Origin of the sequence: Enterococcus infantis (assembly GCF_049166715.1) — a bacterium.
In the GTDB taxonomy this organism is placed as follows: Bacteria; Bacillota; Bacilli; order Lactobacillales; family Enterococcaceae; genus Enterococcus_C; species Enterococcus_C leclercqii.
In genome coordinates this window covers 199,261-215,904 of record NZ_JBMHFB010000005.1, presented here as the reverse complement: position 1 = coordinate 215,904, position 16,644 = coordinate 199,261, and the positions used below count along the sequence as shown (strand labels likewise).

Here is a 16,644-nt window from a genome sequence, read left to right as displayed (position 1 = left end):
AGCACCCTTATTCATTGCAATGACCGGCTTTTTGTGCAAAAATGTATAAATATGAGAAAAGAGGTTGAATCATGAGCAAATCACGGGAGATCGAGTTCAAAACTATGCTGACGGAGGCTGAATTTGGACAGGTAAAAGAGGCCTATCACCTGAATGACGAAAACTTCAAAAGCCAAACCAACTGCTACTTTGATACCGTGGATCAGAAACTAAAAAAACTGGGATGGGGCTTGCGAATCCGTTTGTTTGCCGACCGAGGAGAACTGACCCTGAAAGTTCCCGCCAAAGATGTTGGGCTTTGGGAAATCACTGATTCTTTGACCCTCCGACAAGCGACTTTTTTACGTGAACAAGGTCAAATCTTGACAGAAGGCGCCGTAGCCAATCAGCTGCAAAACCACCACATTGCTCCCAAAGACTTGCTGTTGATTGCCGATTTGACGACGATGCGGGCAGAATTTCCTGTCAAAGAGGGATTGTTGGCGCTGGATGAAAACTTCTACGGCCAACTGCATGATTATGAGTTGGAATTGGAAGTTACTGATGCCACAATTGGCACTGAAGCTTTCCACGCTTTGCTCACCCAGTTGGGACTTACCTATCGTCCGGCAGAAAATAAAATCACACGAGCAATTAAAGAAACGTAAAGAAGGGGTACTTTGTTTTCCTTTTCTTATCATTTCTGTTAAGTTACATATAGTTAAAATTCGATTTGGGGAAATCAAGAAAACAGGGGGAGATTTGGGTGATCGAGGTTTACTTATTCGTCAATCCGTTGGGGCCGGTGTGTCTTGAGTCGGAGACGAACTTACTAGACTTCATGACAACCAGCGAAAAAAAGTTCCAATTTCGCGTCATGCCGCTAGTTAATATGCAGACGATCCAAGATATCATGAAACGTCGGGGAATTCCCGCCAATGATATCGAAACCCGCAACAAATTGTTCAACGATACTTACTCAGCAGCACTAGATGTCAAGGCAATTCAGCTGCAAGGAAAAAAGGTAGGCCGTAATTTTATGATGCGGTTGCAAAAAGCAGTTGGCTGTGAAGGCATTCCCTACTGCCGAGCCTTAGTAGAAGAATTGGTAACAGAAGTCGGTGGCGATCTGCCTATGTTCAAAGAAGACCGACCCTCGGTATTCGTCAAGGATATGTTTCAAGTGGATCAAGATATTGCCCGCGAGATGAATATCACACTGCATCCTTCCGCTGTTGTATACAATTATGCCTGCGAGCGGGATTACGGGGTTTTATTGCAAGGACCCGCAGCCATTGATGATTTACCAGAGCTGTGCCGCACAGATGAAGAGAACTATCAGATTTTTCACATTGACGGCTACTTGCAAAAGAAAAATGAACAGCGGGTGCGTCATTATCCAAAGCACCTCAAACTGGTTTACTAACATTCAAAAAGGTAAGGAGAACCGTCTGGGGAAGCGGCTGTCCTTACCTTTTTGCTTTCTTATACTAAATTGGCATAACTCCTGAAAGGTTTGAATCTTATTTTAAGCCACCACCGTCATACACTACCTAAGTTCCCCAGCTTCTTTTTTTTAAAAAAACCGGGCCAAAGAATTTTCTCTGACCCGAGTAATTGCTATCTATCGAAAAGCACTATCTCAATGATCTTCCATTGCTTTTCGTTCGGGAGACTTCCAAGTGCCGGTACCATAGCCTAGAATCGTTTTAATCGCTGGAATAAACGTCGTGGCAATCGTCAGTGCATTAATCATCCAGAACAGCAACAGATAAAAAGGGGCAAACAACAAGTATTTCATCTTGTGGCCACCTTCATCAATAATCAGTGCCGCACCTAACTGCAACAGTCCCGCGAACATCTCATAATTGACGAAGATAAAACTCATGGCCAGCATATGAAAGATTCTTTCATAATTCCCATCTAGTAAAAAACGAGCCATGAGAATGAGATAGAGTACCAAACTAACCCAATAGAATAAACTCCAAATAATACTGAAGGTCTGATCCACAAACATCACAAATTGCTCTAAGTGCTTGATAGGATGCAGTAAAATTTTCGGTATATTGGTCAGCCAAACTTCGGTGCCTCCCTTAGCCCAGCGTTTTCGTTGCCGATATAACATTCGCAGAGTTGATGGCACTGCCATGAAAAACATAATATCTGGTGCAAAGACGGGTGTCCAACCTCTTAACTGTTGATCCCAAGCGATACTGATATCTTCTGTCGCCCGATCTTGACGAAAAAGGCCAGCGTCTAATAGCGCTGTCTTACGATACATCGTGTTGGCTCCACTGTAAGCATACATGGTATTCAAAGTGCCTAACTGGCCGCGTTTGATTACTCCTACAATACTGGAAAACTCTACCGTTTGCGATTTTTCAATAATCCGTGAACGATTTTGGACATCCATGTTGGCAGTAACCGCCGCAATATTGGTGTCTGAATCATACATAAAATAGTTCATGTACTTCCACAGTGCATCGGTCTCTGGAATCGTATCCGCATCATTACTGAGAATGTAATCCCCTTTAGCAAAACCAACACCGATGTTGAAGGCATGGGCCTTGCCTTTATTGGCATCGATACGAATCACTCGTAAGCGAGGATATTCTGCCATCAGTCTTTCCAAAATTTCCGGTGTTCGATCAGTAGAACCATCATCCATCACCAGCACTTCATATTCATGATAGGCAATTTTTTCTAGCAAATAGCGCAGAGTCGCCTCAATCACGATTTCCTCATTGTGCGCCGGAACCATGATTGTTATAAACGGCTCTCGCTCCGGTGCAATCCGTTTGAACCCTTTTTGCTTATCCTTGAACAAAAAACGGTAACACAAGACTTGCACAAACCAACTGAAAGCACCGATGATTGGATAACTAATCAAAATAAAAATCATTATATTGATCATGACGGTCAACACAGGGTTACCAAATTCAAAATAACTCATCTTTCGGCACCTGCTTTCTCATAAGCTTCTTTCAATTCTTTGGTGCTCAGGTTTTTCTCCTCCGGCACTACGTAATAACGAGTATTTTCGCGAAATTGCGAGTTGCCAAAACGCTCAGTCATTAAGTCATCGTAGACGTGCATTCGCCTACGCAACTCATCACTGTCGTAGGCAATTTCTTTTGAACAACGATTTTTGATTTTATAATTGTTATACAATGTCAGCGCAACTGCTCCAATGAGCAACACTGCAAAAGCTACTGCAAAAAATAGATTTAGTTGAGAAACCATCTGTCGCCCTTCTTGATAGTTCCAGACTGGTTTCACTACATTGCGCAACACAGTAGAAGATAAGGTCCAATAAATTGGAATCCCTACTGCCAGCCACCCAATGACTACTGCTATCGTGATATATATTTTGATGAAAAGATGTCCCTTTTCAAAATATCGATCTCGTACAAAGGCCTTTTCAGCTTCCCGGAAGGAGGCTTTATCATCAGTATTATTTTTAGTGACCGCTTCTTTTTTCACAATCTTTGCTCCTCCCTAGGGTTTCACTCAGCCTATACCTCATTATGACGAGCCACTCTAAAAATTGCAAAAATCATGATTTCATTTAAGAAAAAAGCTAAAACTAAAAAAGCAGTTAACCATTTCATACCTTTTTTGCTACCTAGTCATCTCATTGGAAAAGTATTAAGAAACATGAAAAAGCGCAGCTGCCTGCGCTTTTTTGGTGTCTATTCAAGTGTCGGCCCCATGTGAATGTGATGCCAGGTTTGCTCCAAACGGTATTGACCACCGGAATTTTTGATCTGTTTACTTTCTTGATGAAGCTTGCGATATTCCCGTGGCGTTTGTTTGAGAAATTTGCGAAAGGTTCCTGCAAAATGCTGGCGACTGTTGAAGCCACACTGGACAGCAATCTCTACTAGAGGCAGATCACTGTTAGTTAATAAGTAGCAGGACAACTTAATTCGTTCACGATTAATGTATTCGATAATCGTCAGGCCCAACTGCTGTGAAAAGAGCAGATGAAGATAAGATTTATTGATGCCGATGTGCTGTGCGATTGCGGTTACTCGCAGTTCTTCGGCAAGATGCTGGCGAATGTAAGTGAGGGCTTGGTTCAGGTACTGACTTCCTTTTCTGCTGCCGTCATTTTTTAAACAATGGCACAATTCCAACAGTACCCGGTTAAACAACAGTTCCACACTATAATTCATCTCTTCTGACCACCCCTGTCCTGGCGGCTGCGTGGTCAAAAGTTGTAGCAAAGCTTGTAAGCTACTGGTCAAACTACGGCTATCTTTAGCTTTTACTGGGATGCTATTGAGGTTTTGGACCAACTCTTGATAGGAAGCAGAAGTTTCTTTTACCCGGCCAATATTGAAAGTTTTAGTCCCCTCTCCCATTAAAAACTCAAGATTCAAAAGATGGCAAGGCTCCCTCTCTTTAATCAATAATCGATGCGGAACATTTTCATCCAAAAAAACAAATTCGTTGGCTTGCAGTTCAAAAAATTCTCCATCTACTTGAATCTGGCACCGACCTTTAGTTATCAACATGATTTCGCAAGCGGGATGTTGATGCACCGGCATACTGAATTCCTTCAAGCTGATCGCGTAAAAAGCGGTAATTTGTGCTTTGTCACTGGCTGTGGTAAAAAGCGACATAGCTAGCTCCTTTCTGTGAGATTTCGGCAACCACACTAGGTGCCCTTTCGTTGCCACAAATGATTTTTCTCCATTTTACCACCATGTACCTTCCAGCGCGAACTCGCTTTCATTTACTTTTCTAAATGCTCAGGTGCTTTTTAAAATTGTGGTCATTCCAGATTACTACTTCATTTTCTCCTGCCACTAATTGTTGCAGTGGTCCACAGAGATTCTTAAAGGAATTTCCAAGCAAGTCTTTTTCCACCGACAGCGGACTACCGTCAGAGTTTTCAAATTCTGCATCTGTCAATCTAGTACGCATCAGGTTTTCAGTGCCACGCAAAGCTGCCTGTTGCTGTAAAAACTCTGGTGGCAATGCCATCTTCAACGTCACTTTTCCTTCTTCTCGTTTGATGGTCAGTTTCGGCTCAAAAGCGTTTACTATCAGATTGGCAATTTCTTTTTCGAAGGGGACTGCTCCTTGAAGATACACATTGTCACGAATATAGACAGGTTCTTTGACCTCTTGAAATTTCTCCACATCCACCGGCCCATAAGATTGGACCTCTGAGATAAAATCAGCCAAAGAAGTATGGTGTCCATTATAATGACCAGTTCCAACAGTTGCCGTAGCCGCATCGCCAATAAAAATATTGTTGTACCAGCGATCATCTCCGCCGTACACAACTGCATAACCTTTAACCTTCGTACTGTGCTTCAAGTGATAAGGTGTTGCGCGGTCTCGCACATCTGACCAATCAATATTACCGGCAATCAGATTATTGACGTACGCCCCTCCTTGAGAAAAATTTCGTAGTGCATAGAGAGAAGCAAAAATATTATTGTCCACCAGATATGGCCCATGACTGACCTCCACAAAAAAATCTAGTCCATTGTCGTAGTAGAGATTGCGACTGATGCGCGTCCCTTGTGTTTGCCAATCCAGCCAAGTGCCACAAGAACAATCGTGGATGTGATTGTTAGAGACTTCTACATCAATGGCAGCATGTAGTTTGATACCGGCAATCTCCCAGCCCCGAAATTCTCGTTTCATGGAAATGTCGTGGATATGGTTGTCATAGATTTTGGAAAAGACACAACCTAAATGACCAACAATTCCGTTTTGTCCGCAATCGTAAATATGGTTGCGGCGAATAATATGGCTACCAATCCGTTCTTTGCTCCATCCTTGATCTTCTGCAGTGAAAACTGACTCAAGTTGATAGGTGTATCCTGGCTTGTCTTTGCGATAACTGTAATAGTTATCGCCAGATTCCGAAATCTTGCCCAGACTGATGGCTGAACATTTAGCGTCATGGAGCAAATTATCTTCAATAATCCATCCTCGACTCCATCGCGGTCCGATCATTCCCGGTTGATCTCCTGTAGGCGGTGCCCATTTACTAGCGCTATGACAAATTTCAAATCCTCGTACGGTAATGTAATTCAATCCGCTAATTTCAGGATAAAAGCAAGCTGGTCTGACGTTGATTTCCACCAGTGCTTGTTCGGGATTGAGCTCTTGAAAATTGGCATAGATTGTCGTCGTTTCTTCATTTACCTCTGCAAACCAAGTATAGCGCAGTCGTTCCGGATAGCGTTCTGCCACTTCGACAAAGACAAAAAACTCTTCCACTCTTTCTCGTAAAACCGGTGTCATTACTCCTGCTAAATTCGCCGCCTCGTACATAGCTTGACCATTCAGATAAACTTCTCCCAAGTGGGCAGTTCGTGTTGTTTCTGTCATCCAATCTCCCCAAACCGTTTCCTTGAAAGGATTGAAGCTTCCAAAGAAGTCATTGTGGATTACTTTTTTGTAAACAGAACCAGCTACCAGATCCCAGTCGGTTACCTGCTCAGACCCCTTGATTACAACTTTCTCACCAACTGCCGCCTGATAAATGATTGGTCTAAATTCGCTCAAGCCTGCTTGTCGCGGACGTACCCACTCCCGATATTCGCCAGTGTGGACGGTTACTATGTCACCAGCTTGTGCGATTTCAGCGGCTTGTTGGATAGTTAAGAAGGGTTTTTCTAAGGTACCGGGAAAATTTACGTCGCCATTTTTCGCTACGTGATATTCTGTCATCTCTTTGCTCCTTCAGGTTTTGATTAGATTTACAGGTATATTGTAGGAAGAAAACGCTATAATAAAAAGGGTAGAATTCGTCATTGATTGGACATATTTCGTCTAAGGAGGTACCACTGATGCACTTTTTTCAAAACTACGGTATGGAACCCGGCATCTTGTTTCATCAGCTTCATTTAATGGGGGAAAGTTTTCCTTCTCACTATCATCGCGCCTATGAGCTCTTGCTGGTTCAACAAGGAACGCTCCTACTCACAGTAGACGGTGTCGAGGAAGAATTGCTCGCTGGTGACGGTGCGTTTATTTTTGGCAATCAGATTCACAGCTTTCATGCACAGCCGGAAACCCATTTGGAAGTGCTGATTATCGCACCAGAACTGATTCCAGATTTTCATCAGCTGTATCAAGAAAAACTTCCTATCACCAATCGACTCCCTCAAGCGGCAGCTGCCCTTTCTATCCAAGAACATATGACAGTCTTTCAAATAAAAGCCTGTGTCTATGATTGCTGCGCTCGCTTGCTAAATGATACTGAGTTTCGCGAACTTCGAAACTCTAAAAGCAGTGAACTGCTATTACAGATGCTGCGCTGGATCATGAGCCACTATCAAAAAACTGTCACTTTAGATCAACTGGCCAGCCAACTCAATTACGATTATAAATATCTATCGAAACTCTTTATTCGTGGGACTGGTATGGGCTTCAACGAATACGTAAACCATTTGCGAATTATCAAAGCTCGTGAACTACTCCAAAATACGGAGTTATCCATCCAGGAAATCGCTCATCTATGCGGCTACGAGGCAGTCCGTACTTTTAATCGCAACTATAAAAAAATCACTCAACGCGCTCCTTCTGAAGAACGAAGGGCCCATTGAGAACCCTTCTAGTAAAACGCTCTTCTACCACTCCTCTATTAGCCCTTCTATTATTTAGAAAAGCTGAAAATATTTTTTGTTACCGGATAGATTTCACTCATGCTCTGCGTATAATAAGCGAATTCAGGAAATACCGTACGGAAAATATAGTTTTGCATCTAAATCCACAAAAAAGTCTAAACACAGGTTGCCACATATCAAAAAATGTCAAAAAAGGAGGCGGTCACATGGAAGAGGAACTTATCGCCAAGCTACAAGCACGAAACTTTGATGGTTTAGCACAGCTCATCAGCCTATATGGCGATCCCATCCTTCGCACCGTCCGCAGTATTTTGAAAGAAAGCCATGAACGTTCAGAGTGGGAGGCCACGGAAAATGAGATTTTCTATGCCATCTGGGAAAAGATCGGTGATTTTGATCCTCTCAAAGCCTCTTTTGCCACTTGGCTCTTGATGATTGCCAGAAGTAAAGCCATCGATCAAAAACGACGCTTAGCCAAGGTCTATCAACAGACTCAAATTGATGAAACGTCGGAAAATTCTTTGACAACAGAGGATGCCAATCCATTGGCTGAAGAAGAGTTTATGCTCTTGGTGGATACTCTTTCAGAAGAGGACCAGCAAATTTTTCTATTCTATTATTTTTATCAGGAAACGCCACGGCAGATTGCAGAGCTGCTTCAGTTGGAACCGGCTGTGATTTACAACCGCCTGTCCCGTGGCCGTCGCCGATTGAAGCAGATTTTGACTGAAGGGAGTGAGCAGCATGGGATTTAAAGATGTTCTGTTAAATGAAAACAAACGCTTGGCAGCGATAGATGATATTAGCGGTATTGACACAGAAGCCCTTTACCAACGTAGTAAATACTATATCTTAATGAAAGAAATCGAAAGTCTGATGACGCCTCAGTTGACCCCGGGAGAAACGATCCAAGGCTATTTACCTTTAACTGTCGCTGATAACACTGGGTCTATGAATACTGGTTACAATGCACAGACCTACGTTACTACTGAAAAAGCACGCTGGTACGTAGACCAGTTCAAAGATACTCGCGGCAACCGGGTCATGATTTTTACTGAAACCCGGATCATCTTTCTGGTGATTGTGGAACTTTTCGAGGAAAATCGCTATTACAGCTATGCTTACGACTCGATCCATTCTATCTTCACTAAAAAGCACACGCGGCGCTATTTTGATGAACACATGAAACGGCAACGCCACGTCTGGTATCTGCTGGACTTTCAAGCTGACAACCATGTATTTGATGAGACCTTGACCCAAAAAGACTACGAAACATTGAAAGAAATCTGGCAGCGGATCCCTGCTATGGCTCGCATTCCAGAAAGCAACCGGGTGTATCGCCGCAACTTATTCGATCGTATCACCAGTAATGGGAAACTAGCGTTCAATGTCGGCTTCTGGCTGTTCAATCTTCCTTTTGCTATCTTCCTCATTTGGGTAATCTGGAATTTGATTCGTTATGCGTTGGGGGCACCGACAACGATGTTTTAACGATCGCTTTCACAAAAAAACGCGCATCCTGCGGCTAGCTTTTTCCACAGGATGGCGCGTTTTTTTTAGTTATTTCATTTACATCCGCAGCTTTGCTAATTCAGCAGCTTTTGCCTCAGCGATAAGTCCAATCTGATTTTCCGAGATGGGGGCACCAAAGGGCTGCGGCTTAGGCAAATATTCCAGCTCCGGGGCATCAACACCGACATTGATATCTTCTTTAATCGGTACGCTGGCGTGGTGGATATGTCCGTGAAGGTTGCGGATATTTTTCGTGATTCCCAATAACATCGGATAGTGGGTCAGATAGTATTGGTGACGATCAAATTTCAAGAGAACTCCCACATCGTGAAAAAAGAATTTTGGCTCTCCTGGTATCGCCCCTCCAGGATCATTGGCTGCCAAATACTTGAAAAAGGCCCGATTGTCATGATTGCCTTTGATAAAATGAATCTGTCCTTGCAAACTAGATAATAATGCCAAAATTTCTGGATAACCTTTGTCGTAATCCGGATGCATCGCAATGTCCCCTAAGTGATAAACCACGTCCCGTTCTTTGACTACACGATTCCAATTGGTAACCATGATTTGGTTCATTTCCGCTACATTTTTAAAGGGCCGCGGTGCAAAATCATTGTTTCCCAGCAGGTCCTCATGAAAAAAATGGGTATCCGAAGTGAAAAATTTCATCAGAAGACCTCCTCTTCTTAGCCTCGCAACTCAGTAAGCGGCTCCTGCAATACAGTTAGAAAGAGCCACCAGTCAGCCACACCTACGATTGCCGACAACTTCACTTTAAGTATAGTGGAGGTCTGTCTTAGAAACAAACAAAAACGCCCCGGGAAACAGGTTCCCGAAGCGTCTACTCTCTGATTAATCCACTTTGACGAACAGACCGCGACTGATAAAGCCGTCCATCAGGAAGTAAAATTTTTCCTGCAACATTTTATGACTGTCATCTTTGAAAATATTTACTGCTTTCAAGCCATTTGCAGTAGTCACCGACATTTTCACTGTCTTGATATCCTTGTCTACGGTGATTTTCAACTTGAATCCTTCTTTGCTTTGAGGGGTCGCCTCTAAGGGCCGGATCAATTGGAAATTGCCGCCATTGGTCTCAGTAAACCCGTTATCTCGCAATGTATAACGCTTCGCTTCCGGCGCCAGCTTGTAAGCTATCGGGCTGCCGAGAACTGTTGCTTTTTCTTCAAATGCCATTTCTTTCACCTCGTCGATTATTGCTGTGGAAAAAGCCGGCCTTCTTGCTTGCCGCACCCCCCCAGAGCGCTTTCTTATCTTCAATTATATAAGTTGGCTGCGGCTTTTGCCAGTCCCTCAAGGAGATTATTGCGCGCTTTTGACCAATTCTGTCAGCTCTTTTGCAAACAGGGTCACATCTTCTCGGGTATTGCCGTAGCCGAAGCTGATTCGAATGGATTCTTTGGTAGCTGAGCTCTTGTGACCATACATTGCTTCCAATACGTGAGAAGGCTCAATATTGCCGGCGGTACAAGCAGATCCTGTGGAAATCGCCAGCCCCTTTAAATCCAGTTTCAGTAAAAGCAAGTCATTGGTGACACCAGGAAAACGTAGGTTCAAAACTTGCGGCAATTTTTGCTGGGGATCACCATTTAACTGCCACTTCACACCAGCTTCAGCTAAGTGATCGGTGACAATTTTACCAAAGCTCCGATATTTTTCCCGTTCCCTTTCCTGTTGCTCTGGTGTTAACAGACTGATTGCCTTAGCCATACCGCAGATGGAAGCCAAATTTTCTGTGCCGGCGCGGCGTTTTTCTTCCTGTTCTCCCCCATGAAGGTAAGCTGGCAGAGGAGTTTGATCACTTTTGTATAAAAAACCGACTCCCTTGGGACCGTTGAACTTGTGGGCAGACGTACTCAGCAGATCAATTCCCAGCTCTTTCGGGCGAATCATCACTTTACCATATGCTTGGACAGCATCAGTATGAAAAATTGCCGGATGATCCTGTAAGATTTCAGCAATTTCAGCGATTGGCAGCAGATTTCCGGTTTCATTATTGGCGTACATAATTGAGACCAACGTTGTATCCGGGCGCAACGCTGCCTCTAAATCCGTCACATGCAGCTGTCCTTTTTCATCAACTGGCAGATAGGTAACTTCAAACCCTTGTGTTTCCAGATAGTGCATGGTCTCCAAAACCGCCGGATGCTCAATCGCGGTGGTAATCAAGTGACGGCCTTGTTCTTGGCGGGATTCTGCGACTCCAATAATTGCGGTATTGTCGCTTTCCGTTCCTCCGGAGGTAAAGACAATCTCATGGGCTTTGACTCCTAGAGAACTGGCAATCGTATCTCTTGCCAACTCCAATTCCATTGCTGCTTGTCGTCCATAGCCATGAATGCTGGAAGGGTTCCCGTAGACCTCTGTCAAGATTCGCTGCATTTCAGCAATCACTTCCGGGCGTAGCGGCGTCGTAGCTGCATGGTCAAAATAGCCTTTCATTTTTTAGTCCCCTTTTATCTTTTAAGCCGTCTATTCAGGCCAGTCGCCTCTGAAACGAACAGCTTTTCGTCAAGTTTTGCGTAGTTTTACTCCCTGTCATTCTAGCACAGTGGAAAAGCCATTGGCAAAGGATGTGGGGCAGCCCCGATTGTCCCCATAAAACAAACCGCCGCCAATTCTGGCAAAAAATCCAGCCGCCCCTTATCAAAAGCAATCCCGCTTAGGTCAGCACAAAAAAGCTGTGGTTCTCATCAAAGGAGGACCACAGCTTTTCTAATTTTATTGAAAATCTTTTTCTTCTAGTTTAAATAATGGGCTCATAGGTTTGTTCTCATGAATTACTTTCACTGCTTGTCCCATCAATTCGCCGCAGCTGATGTAAATCATATTTTCCGGATGGCGATCATCCGTAGTAAAACAAGAATCTGTCACACATAAAGAGGTAATCTGGGAGTTTTCAATCAGCTCTTTGGCCGGTGGTGACAATAAGGCATGGGAGGCACAAGCGTAAACCTCTTTAGCGCCGGCGTCTTTTAAGAATTGCGCCGCTTTAACCATCGTATTGCCGGTATTCAAAATATCATCTACCATGATGCAGGTCTTGCCCGCGACATCCCCGATGACATAGCCGCCGTTAGGATCGCTCTCTTCTTGATCGACAATTGCCAAAGTTGTATTCAGATATTCACCAAGGCTACGGGCGCGCTGGACACCGGAGTTTTTCGGTGAAACAACTACATAATCGTCGCCAGTCATGTTCAGATCCCGATAATACTTTGCAAACAGTGGCATCGTAAACAGATTGTCTACTGGAATATCAAAGAATCCTTGGACTTGGACTGCGTGTAAATCAAGGGTTAAAACGCGTGTCGCACCAGCTTCTTGCAGCATATTCGCAATCAACTTAGCTGTGATTGGCTCATGAGGCTTAGCTGTCCGGTCTTGGCGGGCATAGGCATAATAGGGTAAGACCACATTGATCGTCTTGGCGCTCGCCCGTTTCATGGCATCGATCATGATGAGAAGTTCCATGTAATAATCATTGACCGGTTGATTGGTGGCCTGTACTAGATATACGTGTACCCCCCGGACTGTTTCCTCGATACTGATGGAGATTTCTCCGTCACTGAAATGCTTAATCGAGCAAGCCCCCAGTTTTGTTCCGAACGTAGCAGCAATCTTTTCAGCCAGCGGCAGGTTTCCGTTCAAGCTGAAGATTTTCAGCGGCTTTTCTTCGTAATTAACGCCCATCTTGTCAATCGTCCTCCCAAGTTTTCGTGGATTTTCTTTATTCTAACATAAATTCGGTGAGATTTCTGCCGGGACTTTCGGCTTTAGGACAAGGAAACGGTCCCATTGACCCACTCAGCAGGAATCACTTTTCGATAGTTGCCCCAGTTGTCGTGAACCTTAAAATAGCGTTTGCCGTCAGCAGTCTCCATAAATCCATAGGCTGTGACCCAATGATTGCCGTATGTAGAGCCTTTTGCTTTCATCAGCCCCAAGATTACCGGTTTTCCCTGCTGGATTCGTTTCACTCCCCGATACCAGCCGCCAGCCATCGTAGCCCGGGCGCGATACGACAGATGAAAATAAGTAAAGAACTTTGACAATCCATGGGCTACTTGAAAAGCCAGTGTCGGCAATTCATGAGGCTGAATCAAAATCCGCAGAAAAGCTGCCAACGTTTCACCGTCACGGCTGTCCGGGCTGCGCAATGTCTTTGGTACAATCTCCGGGTCGATATGATCTTGATAATAAGCTAATAATACAGAAGCCGCATTGGTACCACAGAGATAACCACTATGGGTAATCCAATTTTTATAGGGCGCAAAAGCTGTTTCGTCAATCCCAATCCAGCGGTCTTGCGGGTAACTTGCCGTCATAAGGCATTCCTCCTGTCAGGTCATGTGAACGTCTCTCAAAGCTACTTTGTCATTATAACGAAAATTTGGCGAAACCAAAAATAATCATGATTGGAAGTTTACAAGGTACACTCGCTGTGACGGTTCGACAGGAACTCATCACTGAAAAGTCCCTTGAAAAAAGGCGTCATCTCAAATAAATGAGCCAATCAACAAACCGTATTTATACTGAAATGATTCTCAAAAACAGCAATCTGAACTGTAAAAATTTGTGATATACTCAACTCAACTATCTTAAGCAGGAGTCTTCTTATGAAAATTGCGATTTTGGAAGATCAAACACAGCACTTGAATCACCTCACCACACTTTTGACAGAGGCTGCCCATCTACGCCAGCAATCCCTTGTCTTAGAAACCTTTGACAGCGGCGAAAGTTTCCTCTTTGCAGTGCCGGATGCGAATTTTCAACTGGCATTTCTGGATATCCAACTGGCAGGGGCGTTAGACGGCATGGCGGTTGCAAAAAAACTGCGGGCACAGGGCAATCCCCTCCCCTTAGCTTTTGTCAGCAATTATGACGATTATGTTTTTGACGGTTACGATGTGGGCGCAGTGGCTTATATCATGAAGCCGGTGACATTGGAAAAAATCCTGCAAGTCCTGGACAAAATCGAAGCCCAACAGTCGCCACCGGTGCTTTTGATCAATGTTGAACGGGAAACCTTGAAGATTCCTCAGTTTGACATTCTCTTTTTGCAGGTCGCCGGGCACACCCTTTTTTTACAGACACAGGAAAAGCGCTATATTCTGACTGCCAATCTTAACCAATTTGAAGAAGAACTGACTGCTGATTTTTTAAAGATCAACCGGGGAACAATCATTAACCTCAGTCAGGTGGCAGCCTTCAACGGCAGTGACGTCACTCTTTCCAACGGAGTTAAACTTCCTGTTAGCCGGACACGCAAAAAATTGCTGAAAGAAATGCTTTTGAAGCATTATCGAGGTCTAGCCAATGACTGACTGGTTGTTATTAATACTGGCACTAGCCCTTTACGATATACTACTGCGGGGACGGCGCGGCTTGTGGCTAGTTGGACTAGCCCTTTTGCAGCTCGCCTTCTCTTGGCTGTTCCCGATTCCTTCAGCAGCCTTTATGCCTTGGCTCGTCTGGGGAGTTTTGCTAGTGTATTTTTTCCAACGATTCAAAGACATGCGGCTACCGGTAGTTTATTGCCTCTTACAGCTGATTATCGGCTGCCTTTCGTGGCTGACCAGCGCCTCTTCACCACTATTTTCTAAATTATTTGATTCTCCTTGGGCGTTGTATCTCTTTTTTATCGGCTATTTTATTTTAACCGCGGGACGTCAGTTACATCTGCGGGGGCGATTCCTTTGTGGCCTGCTACTGGCTTGTCTGACAGTACTCTATGCCCAGAGTACGCCGTCTATGAGTTGGCTTCCGTTAATTGCTGCCTTTTTGTGCTGTTGTTTGTGTTTGGAGCTAGTCCGTTATCTTTTTGCTGAAACGGATCTGGTTTTTGCCCGTTCATTAGATCAAATCATGGCCAATTACGTGCAAGAGATCGACCAACTTTACGAAAATGTCCGCGGTTGGCGCCACGATTATCACAACCACTTGCAGAGTTTAAAAACAACGGTCGCCGAAGATCGCAAAACAGAAACACTGGCTTATTTGGAAGATTTAGAAAAACACCTAGAAGTAATTGAACAGATTGTCAAATCCGGCAATACGATGATGGACGCAGTGGTGAATTCAAAGCTGACTATCGCCCAACAACAGGATATTCCCATCAATGCCAAAGTTTTTGTCGGCACCCAGCCTCTGATCAACGACGTGGATATGGTAGTCATCTTAGGTAATATTTTAGACAATGCCATCGAAGCCAATCTAGAGATTTCTGATCCTCGACAACGGCTGCTGCGGGTATACATTTCTATTTTGAAGCAACAGCTGTACATCGTAGTTACCAATGCCCGCCCTGAAAATCAAGAAATCAGACCCGACTACGCCAGTACCAAAAATGACAAACGTGGGCTGGGAATTCGCCGCATCAATGCCCTTGTAGACAAGTATGACGGCCTTTTGAACCGCCAATACGAAGACGGATTCTTCGTCACAGAAATTCTTCTGCCTCTGACGACGATTACGGAAAATAACTGACTATGATGTTTTCTTTTTAAAGATGAAGTCACAAAATCTTCTGACTTATTCCCCTATTAAAAAGGAGGCCTACTTATGATTGATGCGTTTAATCCACTTTGTTTGAAAATTGAAAAACATATTGGAGAATCTCCTGATAAGCTTCTGCAATTATGGCAAGACCTATATATGACTAACTATCCTGAACTCTTTATAAAATTGACCACTGACTATACTGATAATGACATGGATTGGCAGGAGTATGGGCAAAGAGAGGTATTTCCTGTTTTTAAACAAAACTTTTCTAAAATGCAGATTGCTCACACCAATCTGCTCAACTCTTTATCCATCCTCCACCAGCGTGCAGAGAGTCTCTTTAAACTCTCCTTACCACTTGAATACGTAATTTACAGCGGCTTACTAAACAGTGCAGGTTGGGCAGATAATTATAACGATTCGCCAGCTATTCTTTTCGGAGTCGATAAGATTGCGCAATTGAATTGGCATTCTAAAACCGATATCGAAACCCTTGTCGCACATGAAATTACCCATTGCATCCATTTTTATTTACGTAGTTCGCACCAATTGACCGCTGACGAGCCTAAGAATCCTTATGAATCAGGCTTATGGCGTTTATACACCGAAGGATTTGCTCAGTATGGGCAATCAATGATCCTCTCTGAACAAGTCGAAACTCGAGGTACTGATTGGCTAGACTGTTGCCGCGATAACTTTTCTCAACTCAAACAGCTCTACCGGATAGCTTTAACAGATTCAAAATTCAGTGTCCAGAATTTTTACGGTGATTGGTATGAAGTGCTCGGCATTTCAGATGCCGGTTATTATCTAGGACAGCGTTTGATCGAGGAATCAGTCAAGCAGGACTCCCTTTACAATATAGCGCTCTGGCCTCCTGAAACGCTTCGGATAAAAATCGAGGAATTTCTAGCTTAATTTAGCTGGCTCAAAAAAACTGAACAAGAATGTAAAGCGGCAGCCGATAATTAATTATTCGCTACCGCTTTTTCATTTCATATAAGTTGCGTACAAGAGTACTTGGTATCTA

At 43.8% G+C, this 16,644-nt stretch carries 17 protein-coding genes; 8 read left to right on the top strand and 9 right to left on the bottom strand.

What is annotated here, in order from left to right; genetic code table 11:
• Positions 1-71: 71 nt before the first annotated feature.
• Entirely contained in the window at positions 72-647 is a 576-nt protein-coding gene (locus tag ACOMA8_RS07700) for a CYTH domain-containing protein (RefSeq protein WP_421369794.1), read from the top strand.
• 98 nt (positions 648-745) lie between these two features.
• A complete protein-coding gene (locus ACOMA8_RS07695; protein WP_161898976.1) occupies positions 746-1,405 on the top strand; it encodes a DsbA family protein in 660 nt (219 codons plus the stop codon).
• 216 nt (positions 1,406-1,621) lie between these two features.
• Here the strand turns inward: ACOMA8_RS07695 and ACOMA8_RS07690 are convergent, their stop codons facing one another.
• The 4 genes from ACOMA8_RS07690 to ACOMA8_RS07675 all read right to left on the bottom strand — a co-directional run bounded on the left by ACOMA8_RS07690 (position 1,622) and on the right by ACOMA8_RS07675 (position 6,678).
• Positions 1,622-2,932: a glycosyltransferase family 2 protein gene (locus ACOMA8_RS07690; RefSeq protein WP_421369792.1), complete on the bottom strand. Its 1,311-nt coding sequence runs from the start codon at positions 2,930-2,932 to the stop codon at positions 1,622-1,624.
• Positions 2,929-3,462, bottom strand: coding sequence for a hypothetical protein (locus ACOMA8_RS07685; RefSeq protein ID WP_421369790.1), 534 nt, complete (start codon positions 3,460-3,462; stop codon positions 2,929-2,931). The genes ACOMA8_RS07690 and ACOMA8_RS07685 overlap by 4 nt, the downstream gene beginning before the upstream one ends.
• A 209-nt stretch (positions 3,463-3,671) precedes the next feature.
• Complete coding sequence (locus ACOMA8_RS07680) at positions 3,672-4,607, bottom strand: helix-turn-helix domain-containing protein (RefSeq protein WP_421369788.1); 936 nt, start codon at positions 4,605-4,607, stop codon at positions 3,672-3,674.
• 121 nt (positions 4,608-4,728) lie between these two features.
• Complete coding sequence (locus ACOMA8_RS07675; protein WP_421369786.1) at positions 4,729-6,678, bottom strand: right-handed parallel beta-helix repeat-containing protein; 1,950 nt, start codon at positions 6,676-6,678, stop codon at positions 4,729-4,731.
• Positions 6,679-6,797: 119 nt separating this feature from the next.
• Here ACOMA8_RS07675 and ACOMA8_RS07670 point away from each other — a divergent pair, with 119 nt between their 5' ends.
• From ACOMA8_RS07670 to ACOMA8_RS07660, 3 genes are all read left to right on the top strand, one after another.
• Complete coding sequence (locus tag ACOMA8_RS07670) at positions 6,798-7,556, top strand: AraC family transcriptional regulator (protein WP_161898981.1); 759 nt, start codon at positions 6,798-6,800, stop codon at positions 7,554-7,556.
• Between the two features lie 227 nt (positions 7,557-7,783).
• The gene (locus tag ACOMA8_RS07665; protein WP_161898982.1) at positions 7,784-8,332 is read left to right on the top strand and encodes a sigma-70 family RNA polymerase sigma factor; all 549 of its coding nucleotides are present in this window, start codon (positions 7,784-7,786) and stop codon (positions 8,330-8,332) included.
• Positions 8,322-9,068 (top strand): hypothetical protein, encoded by a 747-nt coding sequence (locus ACOMA8_RS07660; protein WP_421369783.1) that lies wholly within the window; start codon positions 8,322-8,324, stop codon positions 9,066-9,068. Before ACOMA8_RS07665 ends, ACOMA8_RS07660 begins: the two co-directional genes overlap by 11 nt.
• Before the next feature lie 78 nt (positions 9,069-9,146).
• Here the strand turns inward: ACOMA8_RS07660 and ACOMA8_RS07655 are convergent, their stop codons facing one another.
• The 5 genes from ACOMA8_RS07655 to ACOMA8_RS07635 form a co-directional block, all read right to left on the bottom strand.
• Positions 9,147-9,758 carry a metallophosphoesterase gene (locus tag ACOMA8_RS07655; protein ID WP_161898984.1) on the bottom strand — a complete coding sequence of 204 codons (612 nt, stop codon included), beginning with the start codon at positions 9,756-9,758 and terminating at the stop codon, positions 9,147-9,149.
• A gap of 183 nt (positions 9,759-9,941) precedes the next feature.
• Positions 9,942-10,286 (bottom strand): DUF1831 domain-containing protein, encoded by a 345-nt coding sequence (locus tag ACOMA8_RS07650; RefSeq protein WP_421369781.1) that lies wholly within the window; start codon positions 10,284-10,286, stop codon positions 9,942-9,944.
• A gap of 126 nt (positions 10,287-10,412) precedes the next feature.
• A complete protein-coding gene (locus ACOMA8_RS07645) occupies positions 10,413-11,552 on the bottom strand; it encodes a cysteine desulfurase family protein (protein WP_421369779.1) in 1,140 nt (379 codons plus the stop codon).
• 279 nt (positions 11,553-11,831) lie between these two features.
• Positions 11,832-12,803 (bottom strand): ribose-phosphate diphosphokinase, encoded by a 972-nt coding sequence (locus ACOMA8_RS07640; RefSeq protein WP_161898987.1) that lies wholly within the window; start codon positions 12,801-12,803, stop codon positions 11,832-11,834.
• Between the two features lie 83 nt (positions 12,804-12,886).
• Entirely contained in the window at positions 12,887-13,438 is a 552-nt protein-coding gene (locus ACOMA8_RS07635; protein ID WP_421369777.1) for a C39 family peptidase, read from the bottom strand.
• A 291-nt stretch (positions 13,439-13,729) separates the two neighbouring features.
• Between ACOMA8_RS07635 and ACOMA8_RS07630 the strand changes: the two genes are divergently transcribed.
• The 3 genes from ACOMA8_RS07630 (at position 13,730) to ACOMA8_RS07620 (ending at position 16,532) form a co-directional block, all read left to right on the top strand.
• Positions 13,730-14,437 carry a LytR/AlgR family response regulator transcription factor gene (locus ACOMA8_RS07630; protein ID WP_421369775.1) on the top strand — a complete coding sequence of 236 codons (708 nt, stop codon included), beginning with the start codon at positions 13,730-13,732 and terminating at the stop codon, positions 14,435-14,437.
• Positions 14,430-15,599, top strand: coding sequence for a GHKL domain-containing protein (locus ACOMA8_RS07625; RefSeq protein ID WP_421369773.1), 1,170 nt, complete (start codon positions 14,430-14,432; stop codon positions 15,597-15,599). The genes ACOMA8_RS07630 and ACOMA8_RS07625 overlap by 8 nt, the downstream gene beginning before the upstream one ends.
• A 75-nt stretch (positions 15,600-15,674) precedes the next feature.
• Entirely contained in the window at positions 15,675-16,532 is an 858-nt protein-coding gene (locus ACOMA8_RS07620; RefSeq protein WP_421369771.1) for a hypothetical protein, read from the top strand.
• Positions 16,533-16,644 lie beyond the last annotated feature (112 nt).

Bases quoted from the DNA above. Each gene is read 5' to 3' on its own strand.
- ACOMA8_RS07645 (WP_421369779.1), bottom strand. From the start codon at position 11,552: ATGAAAGGCTATTTTGACCATGCAGCTACGACGCCGCTACGCCCGGAA.
- ACOMA8_RS07655 (WP_161898984.1), bottom strand. From the start codon at position 9,758: ATGAAATTTTTCACTTCGGATACCCATTTTTTTCATGAGGACCTGCTG.
- ACOMA8_RS07620 (WP_421369771.1), top strand. From the start codon at position 15,675: ATGATTGATGCGTTTAATCCACTTTGTTTGAAAATTGAAAAACATATT.
- ACOMA8_RS07625 (WP_421369773.1), top strand. From the start codon at position 14,430: ATGACTGACTGGTTGTTATTAATACTGGCACTAGCCCTTTACGATATA.
- ACOMA8_RS07675 (WP_421369786.1), bottom strand. From the start codon at position 6,678: ATGACAGAATATCACGTAGCGAAAAATGGCGACGTAAATTTTCCCGGT.
- ACOMA8_RS07700 (WP_421369794.1), top strand. From the start codon at position 72: ATGAGCAAATCACGGGAGATCGAGTTCAAAACTATGCTGACGGAGGCT.
- ACOMA8_RS07660 (WP_421369783.1), top strand. From the start codon at position 8,322: ATGGGATTTAAAGATGTTCTGTTAAATGAAAACAAACGCTTGGCAGCG.
- ACOMA8_RS07680 (WP_421369788.1), bottom strand. From the start codon at position 4,607: ATGTCGCTTTTTACCACAGCCAGTGACAAAGCACAAATTACCGCTTTT.
- ACOMA8_RS07640 (WP_161898987.1), bottom strand. From the start codon at position 12,803: ATGGGCGTTAATTACGAAGAAAAGCCGCTGAAAATCTTCAGCTTGAAC.
- ACOMA8_RS07670 (WP_161898981.1), top strand. From the start codon at position 6,798: ATGCACTTTTTTCAAAACTACGGTATGGAACCCGGCATCTTGTTTCAT.
- ACOMA8_RS07650 (WP_421369781.1), bottom strand. From the start codon at position 10,286: ATGGCATTTGAAGAAAAAGCAACAGTTCTCGGCAGCCCGATAGCTTAC.
- ACOMA8_RS07630 (WP_421369775.1), top strand. From the start codon at position 13,730: ATGAAAATTGCGATTTTGGAAGATCAAACACAGCACTTGAATCACCTC.
- ACOMA8_RS07690 (WP_421369792.1), bottom strand. From the start codon at position 2,932: ATGAGTTATTTTGAATTTGGTAACCCTGTGTTGACCGTCATGATCAAT.
- ACOMA8_RS07635 (WP_421369777.1), bottom strand. From the start codon at position 13,438: ATGACGGCAAGTTACCCGCAAGACCGCTGGATTGGGATTGACGAAACA.
- ACOMA8_RS07665 (WP_161898982.1), top strand. From the start codon at position 7,784: ATGGAAGAGGAACTTATCGCCAAGCTACAAGCACGAAACTTTGATGGT.